Consider the following 14,147-nt stretch of genomic DNA (forward strand, 5'->3'; position numbering starts at 1 on the left):
TTGAACGGATGGTCAACCCCCCGCCGTTCGACCGGATCGGGAAGCGCTACGACGAGTCTTTCGTCGAACGTGATGCGCAAGTTGCAGAAGGCAATTGGCTGATCGATCAGCTGACGCTGCCCGCGCGCGTACTCGACCTCGGGTGCGGCAGCGGCCTGCCGACGTGCAGGCAACTGGTGGACGCGGGCGTCGAGGTGGTCGGCGTCGACGAGTCGGCGGCAATGCTCGCCCTGGCGGAGGAACACGCGCCCGGTGGCCGGTACCTGCACCGGGATCTGCGTGACATCGCGGACCTCGGCGAGTTCGACGCCGCGGTCGCGTTCTTCTCCCTGCTCATGCTGCCGAAGGGGGACATCCCGCCGCTGCTCGCGCAGTTGCGCAGCCAGTTGCGCGGGCCGAAGCTGCTGCAGATCTCGATGGTGCTCGGCGACTTCGACCAGTTCCCGATCATCTTCATGGGCGAACCGATCGCGGTGACGGCCTACCCGCCCGACGACCTGGCGCACGTCGTCGAACGGGCCGGCTTCGAGTGCCTCGACCTGCGCGAGGTCAAGGCCGAGGCCGAGCGCAACCGCCTGGAGGTACAGCTTTTCCTGCGTGCGACAGGAAACTAGATGATTGGTTCCGTGAAGTTGGTGTGAGTGGGCGATCGGTCGTGTGCTGGTCGCGTGGCTCCGGTTCGCGTTGTGGGTTTGTCCTCGCCGGACGGGCAGGTCTCGGGGGTGGCGGAGGGGCATGTCGGCTGCGGTTTGGGCGGGTCTGCAGGGAGCCCCTTTTGGTGGGCTTGCGCCACCGTCGGGGTTGCGTGGGGTTGCGGGCCCGCTGCGCGGGCCGGGCGCGGAGCGCCCTGGTTTGGTGCTGTGAAAGGCGCGTTGACGGCGTTGGCAATGCCGTGAAAGGCGCATTGACGGCGCTCAGCGCCGTGAATGGCCCATTGACGGCACTTGTTGTGCCGTGAACGCGCCTTTCACAGCACCGGCCCCGCCCCGTCGGGCGCCCGACGGGGCGCGGGTGTCATGCCCCTGCCGTGATCAAGTTTCGCGGGACCCGCCTTGGCTGGCTTCGGTCGTCAGACCCACTCGGCGCGGCTCAGTGCGCCGCGGAGCTTGGCGAGTGCGCGGTGCTGGGTGACGCGGACGGCGGTCGGGGTCAGGCCGACCGCGGTCGCGGTCTCCTGTGCCGAGAGGCCGACGATCAGGCGCAGCACCAGGATCTCGCGCTGGCGGGGCGGCAGTGTGGCGAGCAGCTCTTCGAGGCGGTCGCGCAGGTCGGCCGCCATGATCTGCTGCTCGGGGCTCGCGCTGACGTCCACGCTGTCCGGCACGTCGGCGGCCGGGTCCGACCGGTCCCGGCCCGCTCGGCGGTAGTGGTCGGCCACCTTGTGCGCCGCGATGCCGTAGACGAAGGGGAGGAACGACTCGGGCTCGTCGCCGTAACGGGTGATCGCCCCCAGGACGGCCATGCAGATCTCCTGGGCCACGTCGTCCGCGGACGAGTAGGCGGAACCGCTGCGTCCGATTCGTGACCGACAGTAGCGAACGATCGCGGGCCTGATCCATGCGAAGAGCGTCGCGACGGCGTCCTGCTCCCCCGCCATCGACGACGTCACCAGCTCATGGAACGCGGCGCTCTTGAGACGAGCGAAAATCTCGGTCGCGTCGGATGACATAACCTGCGGACTCACGAGGCCTCCACGCACTTCTGCTCCCACACGTGAGTGATACTCGTAAACTTCAACGGTCAACCAACAGAGTCGAATGACCCTGTTCGCGACCCGTGTGGGGGAGATGGGTCCGACCGTGCGTGTCCGCCGTTCGGACGGTGCGAGGCCGACTACGGATCGTGATGACGAAAGTCGAAATGATCTTGAAATGCCGCTGATGGAATTCCGGGCCGCCGAGACGATTCATCTCGAATACCGACAGGGTGTTGCGGACCCGCCCCGCAACTGGATCACACGGTCGTAGTCTTACCCCGTGGCCAGCACGCCAGCCGAAGAACTGGCAGAAACGTTCGTCGAACTCGCCGACACCATGTCGGATGAGTTCGATCTCGACGGCTTTCTCCGGCTGCTGGTGAATCGGTGTGTACGGCTGCTCGGGGTGCCCGCTGCGGGGGTACTCGTCGAGGGTCACGGCGTGATCGCGTCACACGACGTGTTGCTGCCGGTGCTGCGGTACGAGGAGAGCCCGCTGCTGGACTGCGCCCGCGACGGCGTGCCGGTCGGGGTGCCCGACCTCGTCGCGACGTCGCTCTGGCCGACGTTCGCGGGCAGCGCCCTGGACGCCGGGTTCGCCTCGGTGCACGTGCTGCCGCTGTGCAGGCGGGACGTGACCATCGGCGCGCTGGCGCTGTTCCGTGCCGCCGTCGGCAAGGCGGACGTGCGGCTCGCCAAGGCGGTCGCCGACCTCGCCGCGGTCGGCATCCTGCAGTCGCGGGCGTTGCGCCGCGCCGAGGAGGTCACGAGGCAGCTGCAGTACGCCCTGGACAGCCGGGTGATCATCGAACAGGCCAAGGGGGTGCTCGCCGAACGGCTCGGGCTGGGCATGGGGGCCGCGTTCACCGCCCTGCGCACCTACGCGCGCAGCCACAACACGCGCGTCAGCGACCTCGCGTCATCCATAGTGGATGGCCGGTTCGACACCGACCTGCTGCGCGACAGGCGCGGCTGAGGACTGCTAAGTCAGGGGAGGCGGACCAGCCGGCACCAGCCGGTCGATCGACTCGAGCATGTGCGCCTCGATCAGGCTGATCAGCTGCTGCTCGTCGCCGTCGGAGATCGCGTCCACCAGCGCGCGGTGCTCGGCGACCAGCTCGTCCGGTTCCGGGTAGTGCTCCTGCAGCGCGGCGAGGCACATCCGCGTCTCCACCAGCAGCGTCTGCGCCATCCGCTCCAGGCGCGAGTTGCCAGAACAGCTGACCAGCGTCTGGTGGAACGCCTGGTCGGCGTCGCTCATCTCGTTGCGGTCGCGGTTCGCCGCCGCGGCGACGAGGTTGTCCAGCGCCTCCGCGAGACGCACGACGGCCTCGCCCCGGTTGCCCGACATGATCAGCTGGCACGACGTGCGCTCTATCGCCAGCCGGGCGAGGTAGATGTCCCGTACGTCCGACGCCGAAAGGTCGATCACGAACAGGCCCCGGTGCCGTTCGCCACGCAGCAGTCCCTCCTGCACGAGTCGTTGCATCGCCTCTCGCAGTGGACCACGGCTCACCTCGAACCGCGCGGCGAGCTCAGCCTCGCCCAGCTGCGTGCCCGGCGCGAAGACGCCGTACATGACCGCCGAGCGCAGCTGTGCCGCGATCAGTTCGGCCGTCGACTGCCGCGCGACCGGTTCCAGCTCGCCCAACTCACTCACGACTACTCCCTGGCAAACAGTGCCCCCAGCCCGGCCCTCGGCTCCGTTGCGCCGACCAGCCGCAGCCCTTCCCACACGCTGACCTGGTTCGCGGTCAGCACCGGCTTGCCCAGCCGCTCCTCCAGGTCGGTCAGCCACGCGACGGTGTGCAGCGCCGTGTCCGGCACCAGCACCGCCTCGGCGTCGGCGTGGTCGTTCGACGCCACGAAGTCCAGCACCTCGTCGCGGCGCAGCGTGCCGACCTCGGCCGCGGTCACGATGCCCCGGCACGACAGCGACACCACCTCGATGTCCGCGGCGCCGAGGAACGCGGCGAACCGGTCGGCCACGTCCCGCGGGTAGGTCGCCGCCACCGCCACCCTGCGCAACCCCAGGTGCCGCACCGCGTTGACGAACGCGAAGGACGTGCTCGACGCGGGCGCCGCCGCGGCCGACCGCACGCCCTCGACCTGCGCGGACGCGCCGTCCCAGCCGAAGACGAAGCTGCCGGAGGTGCACGCCCACACCGCCGCGTCGACGCCGTGCGCCTTCAGCGCGGCCGCGCCCTCGCCGAGGACGTCCTCGCCGCCGATGTCCAGCAGCGCGTCCACCCGGTGCGCGTCCTCCCGCATCAGCGTGTGCACCACCGGCAGGGCGACGGCCCGGCCGGTGGCGGCGAGCAGCCGTTCCATCGCCGGGTACTCGTCCTCCGCGCTGTAACCGGGGTAGAGGAAACCGATGGCGGTCATGGGCAAACCCTATCTTCAGGCCGCGTACGGCTGGGTGACCTGCGCGAGCCACTGACCGGACGCCATCATCGGCGAGCCGATCGCGTGGAGTGCCGACCACATGGTCACCTGGTTCGCCGTCAGCACCGGCTTGCCGAGCCAGCGCTCCAGCGGGCCGATGATGTCGTAGGTCGGCACGTTCGTGCAGGAGATGAACAGTCCGTCCGCCTCGGGGACGTCGACCGAGGTGACCGCCTGGACGATCTCCGCGTAGCCGACCTTCCAGATGTGGTCGAGCAGGCCGAGTCCCACGCTCGACACCACCTCGACCCCGTGCTCGGCGAGGAACGACAGCAGCCGCTCGGTGACGCTGTCGATGTAGGGGGTCACGACCGCGATCCGGTTGAGGTTCAGCGCCCGCAGCGCCTCGACCAGCCCGCCGGACGTCGTGGTAGCCGATGGCGCGCCCGCGGACATCATGCTGGCGTGCAGCTCGCGTTCGCCGCCCGCGCCGCCGACGAAGCTGCCCGACGCGCACGCGTACGTCACCACCAGGGGTTCCGGTGCGAGCACGTCCTTGGTCGCGCGGCGGACCCGGTCGGGGTCGGACAGCTCGCTGGCCATCTCGATCGTCACGGGCACCGGCACGAACGGCAGCCGGGTCATGTACAGGGAGACGTCGTCGGGCGCCCAGCGCCACAGCTCGCGGTCCAGTGCGAAGTCGAACGGCGCGACCACGCCGACGCCCCGCTGGGTGACGAGCTCAGGGCCGATGATCTCCAGTGCGCCTCTGTCAGAAATCATGACGGCCCCCTCAGCCGTCGTGCCGTTGGTACACCAGCCGCTCACCGACACTGCCCGACCGCCAGACGTCGTTGCACGCCTCCGCCATCACGTCGAGGCCCTCGACGATCGTGGCGTAGACGTTCCCGGGCACCCAGCCGACGTCGCCGTTCAGCAGGAGGTTGTTCCGGCCGTAGAAGATCGCGAGGTCGATGACCCCGGACAGCTTCTCGAGGCCCTTCTCCTCCTTGAAGGCACGGTCGAGCATGCCGCCGTGGAAGTCGAAGAACACCACGTCACCGGGGATCGGCGTGACGGTGGGGTTCTCGTGGCCGATCGGCTCGTCGATGAACCGCTCGACCATCGTGTAGATCTCGTTGCGGGCGTACTTCGCGTGGTGCACGGGCCCCGCGTGGGGCAACGTCTCCCAGACCGCGTCGCACGTCCTCGGCGCGTCCTTGTCCAGGAGTTGGGCCACGCACGACACGCCTCGGCGTTCGAGCGCGATCGACATGAAACGGGCCATGGGCACCCCAATGCAGCACCGAGTAGGAGCGGGTTTCGTTGTTCTCCGCGGGCTGCGACGGCCGCGCCGATTGTTGACAATCATACGAGCGGTACATAGCGTGTCAATCCCATGCCAGTTGGTAAATCCGCGACGATCGTCGTGCTCCACGCCCAGTCGGGTGACACTGCCCGTCCCTCCGGGATGACCGCGGTCGAAGCGGTCGCCGATGTCCGCTATGTCACCGAGAACGGCCTGGTGGAGGCGTTGCCGGGGGCCGATGTGCTCCTCGTGTGGGACTTCCGCGCGAGCACCCTGTCCAGCGCGTGGCCGGGTGCGGACTCGTTGCGCTGGGTGCACGCCGCGAGTGCGGGTGTCAACCATTTGCTGACCCCCGAAGTAGTGGCGAGCGATGTCGTGGTCACCAACTCGCGCGGTGTGTTCGACGAACCCATGGCCGAGTACGTGCTGGCCATGACCCTCGCGCTCGCCAAGGACCTGCCCACGACCCTGACCAGGCAGCGGGAACGCCGCTGGCACCACCGCGAGACCGAGCGCGTCGGTGGCAGGCGGGCACTGGTCGCGGGCACCGGCCCGATCGGCAGGGCCATCGGCCGCAAGCTCGCCGCGGTGGGCATGACCGTCACCGGACTCGGCCGCACTCCCCGGGCCACGGACCCTGACCTGGGTGAAGTGCTGCCGATGTCGTCACTGTCCGAGGTGCTGCCCGACATGGACTGGGTGGTTCTCGCCGCGCCGCTGACCGACGAGACCCGCGGCATGATCGACGCGAAGGCACTCGCCGCGATGAAGCCCACCGCGCGGCTGGTCAACGTGGGCCGCGGCCCGCTCGTCGTGCAGGACGACCTGGTGGCGGCACTGGAGGCGGGCGCGCTCGCCGGTGCCGCGCTGGACGTGTTCGTCGACGAGCCCTTGCCGGTCTCCTCGCCGCTGTGGGAGCTGCCGAACGTGATCGTCTCGCCGCACATGTCGGGTGACGTGGTGGGATGGCGGTCGGAACTGGTAGCACTGTTCCTCGACAACCTCACGAGGTATCTGGACGGCGAACCGCTGCGCAACGTGGTCGACAAGACGCGGGGCTACGTCCGTGGGAAGGGAACTCCATGACCGCTGGGATGACCGCGACCGAGCTGCTTGCCGAGTACCGCGCCGGCCGCCTGTCCCCCGTGGAGGCCACCACCGACGCCCTTGCCCGCATCGACGAGCGGGACGGCGAGGTCAACGCGTTCTGCCTGGTGGACAAGGAGAAGGCGCTCGCGGAGGCCGCCGAGTCGGAACGGCGCTGGCGGGCCGGTGAGCCGCGTGGCCTGCTCGACGGCGTGCCCGTGTCGGTCAAGGACATCCTGCTCACCAGGGACTGGCCGACCCTGCGCGGCTCGCACTCGATCGAGAAGGACCAGTTGTGGGACGTCGACGCCCCGGCCGTCGCGCGGCTGCGTGAGCACCACGCGGTGATCATCGGCAAGACCACCACCCCCGAGCTGGGCTGGAAGGGCGTCACGGACAGCCCGCTCACCGGCGTCACCCGCAACCCGTGGGACACCACGAAGACCGCGGGCGGGTCGAGCGGCGGCGCGTCGGCCGCGGTCGCGACCGGCATGGGCACCGTCTCGCTCGGCACCGACGGCGGCGGCTCGATCCGGATCCCCGCGTCGTTCAGCGGCGTGTTCGGCATCAAACCGACGTACGGGACGGTGCCGATCTACCCGGCCAGCCCGTTCGGCACGCTCGCGCACGTCGGCCCGCTGTCGTGGAGCGTCGCCGACTCCGCGCTCGCGCTCGACGTGATCACCGGCCCGGACAGCCGGGACTGGTCGGCGGGCCCGCGCCAGGAGCGCCCGTTCGTCTCGGCCGCCGAGTCGGGCGCCACCGCGGGCATCGCGGGCATGCGGATCGCGTTCAGCCCGAAACTGGGCTACGTGCGGGTCGACACCGAGGTCGCGGCGCTGGTCGCGGACGCGGTGAAGGTGTTCGCCGACCTCGGCGCGGTGGTGTCGATGAGCGACCCCGGGTTCGCCGACCCGGTCGACGCGTTCCACGTGCTGTGGTTCTCCGGTGCCGCCGCGTCGACGGCCGCGCTCACCGAGGCCCAGCGCGAGCGGCTGGACCCCGGCCTGCGCGAGGTGTGCGAGCAGGGTGCGGGGTACACGGCGCTGGACTACCTGGAGGCGACCGCGACCAGGGCCGCCGTCGGCAGGACCATGGGGGAGTTCCACGAGCACTATGACCTGCTGGTCACACCGACCATGCCGATCCCGGCGTTCGAGGCCGGGGTCGAGGTGCCGCCGGGGTCGGCCGCCACGCGGTGGACCGGGTGGACGCAGTTCACGTACCCGTTCAACATGACGCAGCAGCCCGCGGCGACCGTGCCGTGCGGGTTCACCTCGGCCGGGTTGCCAGTCGGGCTGCAGGTGGTGGGCCCCAGGTACGCGGACGCCAGGGTGCTGGCGGCGTGCGCCGCGTTCGAGCAGGCCCGCCCGTGGCGCACCCGGATGCCCTGAAAGGCGCGTTCGGGACACTCAGCGCCCTGAAAGCGCCTTTCAGGGCATTCCGCCGTGACCGGCTTCACCTGTGGGAGACGCTGTCCTACTCTAGAGTAGGTACCGTTATTTAACTCCTGAGTAGGTTGGGGTGGTTCGGTGTCGGCCAGCGAGGGTCTTGGCGCCAAGCCGCTCAGGCGTAGTGCCCTGGGCGCCGTGATGTCCGTGCTCAACCGGGTGGCCGGCGCGCCGGTCGTCGAGCGGCTGGGACTGAAGAAGCCGGTGGACCGCGCGCTGTACGAGGCGACGCGGACCGGGTTCCGCACCGCGGGCGCGGCCACCCGCACCTTCACGGCGGCCCGCAAGCTGGGTGCGCCTGCCCGGCCGCCCTCGGTCGCCGACAGCGGCGTGTTCGACCTGACGCCCTCGGACGAGCAGCAGATGATCGTCGAGACGGTGCGGGAGTTCGCGGCGGAACGCCTGCGCCCGGCCGCCGCGACCTCCGACGACAAGTGCGCGCCCCCCGACGACCTGTTGTCGACGGCGGCCGAGTTGGGTGTCACGCTGCTCGGGGTGCCCGAGGAGCTGGGTGGTGTGGCCACCGAGCGGTCCACGGTGACGAACGTGCTGGTGGCGGAGGCCATGGCGACCGGTGACATGGGGCTGGCGCTGGCCTGTCTCGCGCCGGCCGCGGTGTCGAACGCGCTGGTGCTGTGGGGCAACGAGGAGCAGCAGGCGACGTACCTGCCCGCGTTCACGGGTGAGGACGTGCCGGCGGCCGCGCTGGCGATCCAGGAGCCGGTGGCGCTGTTCGACCCGTTCTCCTTGCGCACCAAGGCGTACCGGACCCCGGGTGGTTTCCGCCTGAGCGGTGTCAAGTCGCTGGTGCCGAGGGCGGTGGCCGCCGAGCTGTTCGTGGTCGCTGCCGATGTGGACGGTCGCGGGCCCGCGCTGTTCCTGGTGGAGTCGTCGTCGGTGACGGTGGAGTCCGAGCCCGCGATGGGGTTGCGTGCCGCGGGGACCGGCAGGCTGGTGCTGGACCAGGTGAACGTGCCCGCGACGGCGTTGCTGGACGCGGACTACGCGGAGTGCGTGCGGTTGGCGCGGCTCGGCTGGTGCGCGCTCGCCGTCGGGACCGGCCAGGCGGTGCTTGACTACGTGGTCCCGTACGTGAACGAGCGCGTGGCGTTCGGTGAGCCGGTGTCGCACCGGCAGGGCGTCGCGTTCAGGGTGGCCGACATCGGCACGGAGCTGGACGGGATGCGCCTGCTGACCTACCGCGCGGCGTCGCGTGCCGCCCGTGGCTTCTCGTTCGCCCGCGAGGTGGCGCTGGCCAGGAAGCTGTGCACCGACAAGGGAATGGCGATCGGCAGCGACGGTGTGCAGTTGCTCGGCGGGCACGGTTTCGTGAAGGAGCACCCGGTGGAGCGGTGGTACCGCGACCTGCGGGCCGTCGGCGTGATGGAAGGCGCGGTGCTGGTGTGATCAACCTCGAGGTCCCCCGCAAGCTGACCACGCTGGTCGACCAGGCCCGCCAGGCGGCGATGGCGTTCCTGCGCCCCAACTCCAGGAAGTACGACCAGGCGGAACACACCTACCCCAAGGAACTGGACACGCTGGCGTCCCTTCTGGACGGTCTGAGCGCGTCGGGCGGCGGCGCGGGCGCGGGTGGTGTCCGCCGTTCCGGTTCCGGCAGGTCGACCGCCAACATGTCCCTGGTGCTGGGCACGATGGAGATGTGCTGGGGCGACGCGGGCCTGCTGCTGTCGATGCCACGGCAGGGTCTGGGCAACGCGGCGATCGCGTCGGTGGCGTCCGAGGAACAACTGGAACGCTACAAGGGAAAATGGGCCGCGATGGCCATCACCGAACCGGACACCGGCTCCGACTCGGGCGCGATCCGCACCACCGCAGTCCGCGACGGCGACCACTACGTGCTGAACGGCGAGAAGATCTTCGTGACGTCCGGCGAACGGGCCGACTGCGTCGTGGTGTGGGCGACGCTGGACCGCTCGCTGGGCAAGGCCGCGATCAAGTCGTTCGTGGTCGACCGCGACACGCCGGGCTTCGAGTTGGTGCGGCTGGAACACAAGCTGGGCATCCGCGCGTCGGACACGGCACACTTCCGCCTGGACAACTGCCGGGTCCCGGCGTCCAACCTGCTCGGCTCCGAGGAGATCAAGCCGGACCAGGGTTTCGCGGGCGTCATGCAGACGTTCGACAACACCCGCCCCCTGGTGGCCGCGATGGCCGTGGGCATCACCCGCGCGGCACTGGAGGAAACCCGCCGCCTCCTGACCGAAGCGGGCGTGGAGATCGACTACGACAAACCCGCGAACTCACAACACGCGGCAGCAGCGGCCTTCCTGGAGATGGAAGCGGACTACGAGTCGGCATACCTGCTGACACTGCAGGCCGCGTGGATGGCGGACAACCGCAAACCCAACTCCCTGCAAGCCTCGTACGCGAAGGCGAAGGCAGGCCGGTCGGCGACCGCGATCACACTGCGCTGCGTGGAACTGTGCGGCTCACTGGGCTACACGGAACACGAGCTACTGGAGAAGTGGTCCCGAGACGCCAAGATCATGGACATCTTCGAGGGCACCCAGCAGATCCAGCAGCTGATCATCGCCCGCCGCCTGCTGGGGAAGACCAGCGCACAGCTCAAGTGACCTGCGGAAACGGGCCCGGCTGCCGTTGTCCATATCGGACTTGGCAGCCAGGTCCGTCGCCGTTCTGACGGCCGCGATCGGGGCGGTTTTCAAGATCAGGCCGCCTCCAGGCCGTCTGTCGCGTCAGGCCGCCCGAACACCCCGTCGATCGCGACCCGCGCCCGCTCGTGACTCGATGGGACGAGGTGGGTGTAGGTCCGGAGCGTGAAGCCGGGGTCGGAGTGCCCCAGGTACTCGGCCAGCTCCTTGATCGACACGCCTTGCGCCAGCAACACCGACGCGTAGAAGTGCCGGAGTGCGTGCATTCCGTCCCGCCGCTTCTCGTAGACCAGTTCGGCCTTGCGGAACGCGCCCTGCCACACCACCTTGCTGAACAGGTCACCGGAGTACAACCGACCATCGTCGCCCGTGACGAGCAGCCGCACCGTCACCGGCTCGCCGTCAGGAACCAGCCACGGCAGCGTCACCGCCACGGACGGGAACCGTCGTTCGTGCTCCAACACCTCTGCCCAGACACTTGCCGAAACGGGAACGGTCCGGGTCTTCCCACCCTTGGGAGGCGCGAAAACCAACGTCCGGCCGACGATGCGGATCTGGCGATTCAGGCGCAACACCATCTCGTCCGCATCGAAGTCATCGACGGAAACGCCGAGGATCTCACCCTGCCGCATGCCGAGCCCCGCACCGAGTGGGGCGATGACCGAGAACCGCTCAGGTAACCCACCACGAACCGCCGTCAACCGTTCTTCCTGCCAGACAACAACCTTCGCGTTGGCGCCGGACGGTCGACGAACCGTCTTCGCCTTGCACGGGTTCTCCCGGATCAACTTGTCGTCGACCGCCGAGTCGAGCACACCCGACAGGGCGGTGAACAGCACGAGCTTGTAGTTCTCGCTGAGCTTCTGATCATCGAGATGCCCTTGCCATTCCCGCACCGTCGACGGCTTGATCGTCCCGATGGTCAGGTCACCGAAGTGCGGGTAGATCTGGCTTTCGAGCCGACTGCGCAGGGCACCACGAGTGGCGGCGTCAGGGGACTGCCCTTTGAGCCAGTTCTCCGCAACAGGCCGAAACTTCTTCCGCCCGGCCTGCGGGTCGACGTACTTCCCCTCCCGCTTGTCCGACTCCATCTCGATGAGGAAGTCTTCCGCGCGCTTCTTCTGTTTGTCAGGGAATGATTTCGACCGTTCCTCGCCGTCCGGGTCGAGGTAGCGAACCTTGTACCGCAGGCCGGTTCCGTACAGCTCGGTCTTCTCCGTCACCGGCTTGCTGCGAGCGTTGAGAAGCATTTCGCCGGTCGTGGCATCCTTCTTCGGCCGGTACCAACGATCTTGAATGTGCCCCATCTCGTTCCCTAAGCCGCAGCCGAGCCGGTGGCCCACGCCCGGACTGCGGCGGGGTCGTAACGCAGGTGACGGCCGATCTTGCGTACAGGTGGCCCTTCGCTCCGCCACTTCCACTGGTACAGGGTCTTGACCGGGACACCGAGGAACGTCGCCACGTCATCAACGGTCCACAGTGGTGTTATCTGCCTGCTCTCCATCTGTGCATCCCCCATGTCAGGCCACCAGCCGATCAGTTGCCGAAAGATCGGTCGGTGGTGGACCGTTCGCCGCGAGTAGGGCTTTGTCGTACTCGGCCCTCCACGTGAGGCGTTCGGCGATGGCGTGCATGAGCAGGTGGTCGCGTGGTGGCAGGTAGGGGTCTCCGGGCTGGACCTTGCTCCACGTCTGTCGTGTCCGGTCCGGTTCGGGCTTGGTGATGCCGACGGCCGCGAGCGATTCCAGGACGAACGCCTTCCGGTCCGCGCGGTGGTCGGCGAGCGTCTTGCCCGACCACTTCCGCGACACGAGCACTCGCCGACCAGGCAGCCCGAGGGTGGTACGCCGGTGTGCCCGTCCCTTGCAGTGACCGGGGTGGGTCCGGGAGTTGGTGCCGAGAGGTTCGATGCCGTAGAGCAGCCAGATCGCACAGCGCGGTGAACAGGGCGTGACCTGCAACTGGTCGTGCAACCGGTCGTGGTGGGCGCGCTGTCGGTCGGTGCCGGCCTCGACGACCTCACCGGTGGACTTGGTGAGGTATTTGGTCAGATACCCGATGTGCCGTCCGGCTTCGGGGGAACCGCCGAGGACGCCCTTGGAGTGCACCTGTCGTCCGAACGACACGACGTGCCTAGGCTCGTCGAGGTCGTCGATCGCCTCTGCCCAGGTCGTGAGCGGCGCCCGCGTGTCCGGGTCGACGAACCGCACTCCGTTCCAGACGGGCAGGTGTCCACGGTCGTAGACCAGTTCGTCGTGCGCGGGCCACCACACCTGGTGGTAGGTGGCAGCGGTGACCTGCCTCAGTACTTCATGAGGTACTGATCCACGGAGAGCGGCATGCAGGTGCGGTGCGCAGCGCTTCTGCGGCTCCACGGTCGCGAAGTACTGCACGTCCCAGCCGACGACCCGCCGGAGGTTCTGCCACCACCTGTCGACCAGGGCCGCGAAGTGGACCGCGTCCCGAGCGGCGCGTCGGTAGTCATATGTCGACGAGTCGACGGGTGTGCCGTCGTCGCGTACGCGGCCGTAGCTGTCGAGGGTGAGCGTGACGAACATGGACGGCCGGAACCGTCCGGCGTACTCCCGTCCCACGGTCCGCTTCTCCACTCGCCGCCGAGGCAGCTCCGGTGCGTCCTGCCGCCGCTTGGTGGACCGCTTCGGAGCCCGCTTCTCCGGTCCGTCCGGGTTGGGGAGCCGTCCCCGCATGCCGAGTTGCCGAAGTTCCTCGTCGACCGACCGGATCTCGTCGCGCAGCTCGTCGGCCTCGACCGCTCCGCTTCCCGCGGCTTCCTGGTAGGCGACGACGAGGTCAGCACGTAGCTCAAGCAATGCCGTGTGGTCGGGCGTCGGTTCGTCCGGGGTGAAGTCGGGTTCGTCGACCATGTGCCAGCCCTCCCGGCACTGCGCCATCCGCAGCGCACGAGCCTTGCGAGCGCACGGCCCGCAGACCGACTCCACGGTCGAGCCGCACGGCACCGGCACGTACCGGAGTTCGCCGGTGTCGAGGTCGCCGACCTCCATGGTGAACGGCCGCACGCAGACGCCGTGCTGCTCAGCGGTCGCGGCGATCACGTCGGTCGCGAGAGGCTGTTTCATCCGCTGTGCGCGGGTGCCTGTGGTCATCAGGCCACCTCCCGCTCGTGCTGCTGACTCTCGCGGAGCAGGCCGACGAGGGTGTACAGCTCGTCGAGGGTGACGCCTTCCTGCTCGTCGTGGCCGAGGGGAACGAGTCCGCAGCACTCGGCGAAGGCGCCACCGCCGTAGACCGTGATGCGGGAGCCACCGGCGGTCCGGCCGTTCACGCGGACGTGCAGGCGGTCTCCTGCCGTGTGCGACCACGAGGCGGTCAGATCGGTCAGCGTGTAGGCCCAGACGAGAATGCCGCCGAGCCGGGAGCACAGGTCGGGGCCGCCGTAGGGCTGCACGAGGATTTCCCGTGTCGAGGGCATGAGGTCGAGCGTCGCGGGGTCCGGCAGGTTGCGGCCGAGGACGTGCGATCGGTAGGCACCGATCAACGCGTCCATGGTGGATGATGTGGTCAGGGCAGCACTCATTGCGTGAAGTCCTTTCGGGACAGGGAAG

General features: G+C 69.0%; 15 protein-coding genes. 6 read left to right on the forward strand and 9 right to left on the reverse strand.

Annotation, left to right across the window (positions count from 1 at the left end; translation table 11 throughout):
* The first annotated feature begins 8 nt into the window (after positions 1–8).
* Positions 9–614, forward strand: a complete 606-nt coding sequence (locus ACFPCV_RS08920; RefSeq protein WP_378055569.1) for a class I SAM-dependent DNA methyltransferase — start codon at positions 9–11, stop codon at positions 612–614.
* 455 nt (positions 615–1,069) lie between these two features.
* Here ACFPCV_RS08920 and shbA read toward each other — a convergent pair whose 3' ends face one another.
* Positions 1,070–1,669 (reverse strand): RNA polymerase sigma factor ShbA, encoded by a 600-nt coding sequence (gene shbA / locus ACFPCV_RS08925; RefSeq protein WP_378055745.1) that lies wholly within the window; start codon positions 1,667–1,669, stop codon positions 1,070–1,072.
* 307 nt (positions 1,670–1,976) lie between these two features.
* On the opposite strand from shbA, the gene ACFPCV_RS08930 reads away from it, so the two are divergent.
* On the forward strand, positions 1,977–2,672 hold the full coding sequence (locus ACFPCV_RS08930; protein ID WP_378055570.1) for an ANTAR domain-containing protein: 696 nt from the start codon (positions 1,977–1,979) through the stop codon (positions 2,670–2,672).
* 6 nt (positions 2,673–2,678) lie between these two features.
* On the opposite strand, the gene ACFPCV_RS08935 is transcribed toward ACFPCV_RS08930, so the two are convergent.
* The 4 genes from ACFPCV_RS08935 to ACFPCV_RS08950 are packed head-to-tail and all read right to left on the reverse strand — an operon-like array spanning position 2,679 to position 5,372.
* Positions 2,679–3,356 carry a GntR family transcriptional regulator gene (locus tag ACFPCV_RS08935; RefSeq protein ID WP_378055571.1) on the reverse strand — a complete coding sequence of 226 codons (678 nt, stop codon included), beginning with the start codon at positions 3,354–3,356 and terminating at the stop codon, positions 2,679–2,681.
* Positions 3,357–3,358: 2 nt separating this feature from the next.
* Positions 3,359–4,084, reverse strand: a complete 726-nt coding sequence (locus ACFPCV_RS08940) for a maleate cis-trans isomerase family protein (protein WP_378055572.1) — start codon at positions 4,082–4,084, stop codon at positions 3,359–3,361.
* A gap of 15 nt (positions 4,085–4,099) precedes the next feature.
* Positions 4,100–4,867: a maleate cis-trans isomerase family protein gene (locus ACFPCV_RS08945; RefSeq protein WP_378055573.1), complete on the reverse strand. Its 768-nt coding sequence runs from the start codon at positions 4,865–4,867 to the stop codon at positions 4,100–4,102.
* Between the two features lie 10 nt (positions 4,868–4,877).
* Entirely contained in the window at positions 4,878–5,372 is a 495-nt protein-coding gene (locus ACFPCV_RS08950; RefSeq protein WP_378055574.1) for a DUF3830 family protein, read from the reverse strand.
* A 111-nt stretch (positions 5,373–5,483) separates the two neighbouring features.
* Between ACFPCV_RS08950 and ACFPCV_RS08955 the strand changes: the two genes are divergently transcribed.
* The 4 genes from ACFPCV_RS08955 (at position 5,484) to ACFPCV_RS08970 (ending at position 10,524) form a co-directional block, all read left to right on the forward strand.
* Entirely contained in the window at positions 5,484–6,479 is a 996-nt protein-coding gene (locus tag ACFPCV_RS08955) for a D-2-hydroxyacid dehydrogenase (RefSeq protein WP_378055575.1), read from the forward strand.
* Entirely contained in the window at positions 6,476–7,873 is a 1,398-nt protein-coding gene (locus ACFPCV_RS08960) for an amidase (protein ID WP_378055576.1), read from the forward strand. Before ACFPCV_RS08955 ends, ACFPCV_RS08960 begins: the two co-directional genes overlap by 4 nt.
* A 198-nt stretch (positions 7,874–8,071) precedes the next feature.
* Positions 8,072–9,337, forward strand: a complete 1,266-nt coding sequence (locus ACFPCV_RS08965; protein WP_378055746.1) for an acyl-CoA dehydrogenase family protein — start codon at positions 8,072–8,074, stop codon at positions 9,335–9,337.
* Positions 9,334–10,524 (forward strand): acyl-CoA dehydrogenase family protein, encoded by a 1,191-nt coding sequence (locus tag ACFPCV_RS08970; protein ID WP_378055577.1) that lies wholly within the window; start codon positions 9,334–9,336, stop codon positions 10,522–10,524. The genes ACFPCV_RS08965 and ACFPCV_RS08970 overlap by 4 nt, the downstream gene beginning before the upstream one ends.
* Positions 10,525–10,619: 95 nt before the next feature.
* Here the strand turns inward: ACFPCV_RS08970 and ACFPCV_RS08975 are convergent, their stop codons facing one another.
* The 4 genes from ACFPCV_RS08975 to ACFPCV_RS08990 are packed head-to-tail and all read right to left on the reverse strand — an operon-like array spanning position 10,620 to position 14,119.
* A complete protein-coding gene (locus tag ACFPCV_RS08975; RefSeq protein ID WP_378055578.1) occupies positions 10,620–11,906 on the reverse strand; it encodes a tyrosine-type recombinase/integrase in 1,287 nt (428 codons plus the stop codon).
* On the reverse strand, positions 11,879–12,082 hold the full coding sequence (locus ACFPCV_RS08980) for a helix-turn-helix domain-containing protein (RefSeq protein ID WP_378055579.1): 204 nt from the start codon (positions 12,080–12,082) through the stop codon (positions 11,879–11,881). The genes ACFPCV_RS08975 and ACFPCV_RS08980 overlap by 28 nt, the downstream gene beginning before the upstream one ends.
* 1 nt (position 12,083) lies before the next feature.
* Positions 12,084–13,688 (reverse strand): replication initiator, encoded by a 1,605-nt coding sequence (locus ACFPCV_RS08985; RefSeq protein WP_378055580.1) that lies wholly within the window; start codon positions 13,686–13,688, stop codon positions 12,084–12,086.
* On the reverse strand, positions 13,688–14,119 hold the full coding sequence (locus ACFPCV_RS08990) for a hypothetical protein (protein WP_378055581.1): 432 nt from the start codon (positions 14,117–14,119) through the stop codon (positions 13,688–13,690). Before ACFPCV_RS08990 ends, ACFPCV_RS08985 begins: the two co-directional genes overlap by 1 nt.
* Between the last annotated feature and the right edge of the window lie 28 nt (positions 14,120–14,147).

Source organism: Actinophytocola glycyrrhizae, assembly GCF_042653545.1.
Taxonomy (GTDB): domain Bacteria; phylum Actinomycetota; class Actinomycetes; order Mycobacteriales; family Pseudonocardiaceae; genus Actinophytocola; species Actinophytocola glycyrrhizae.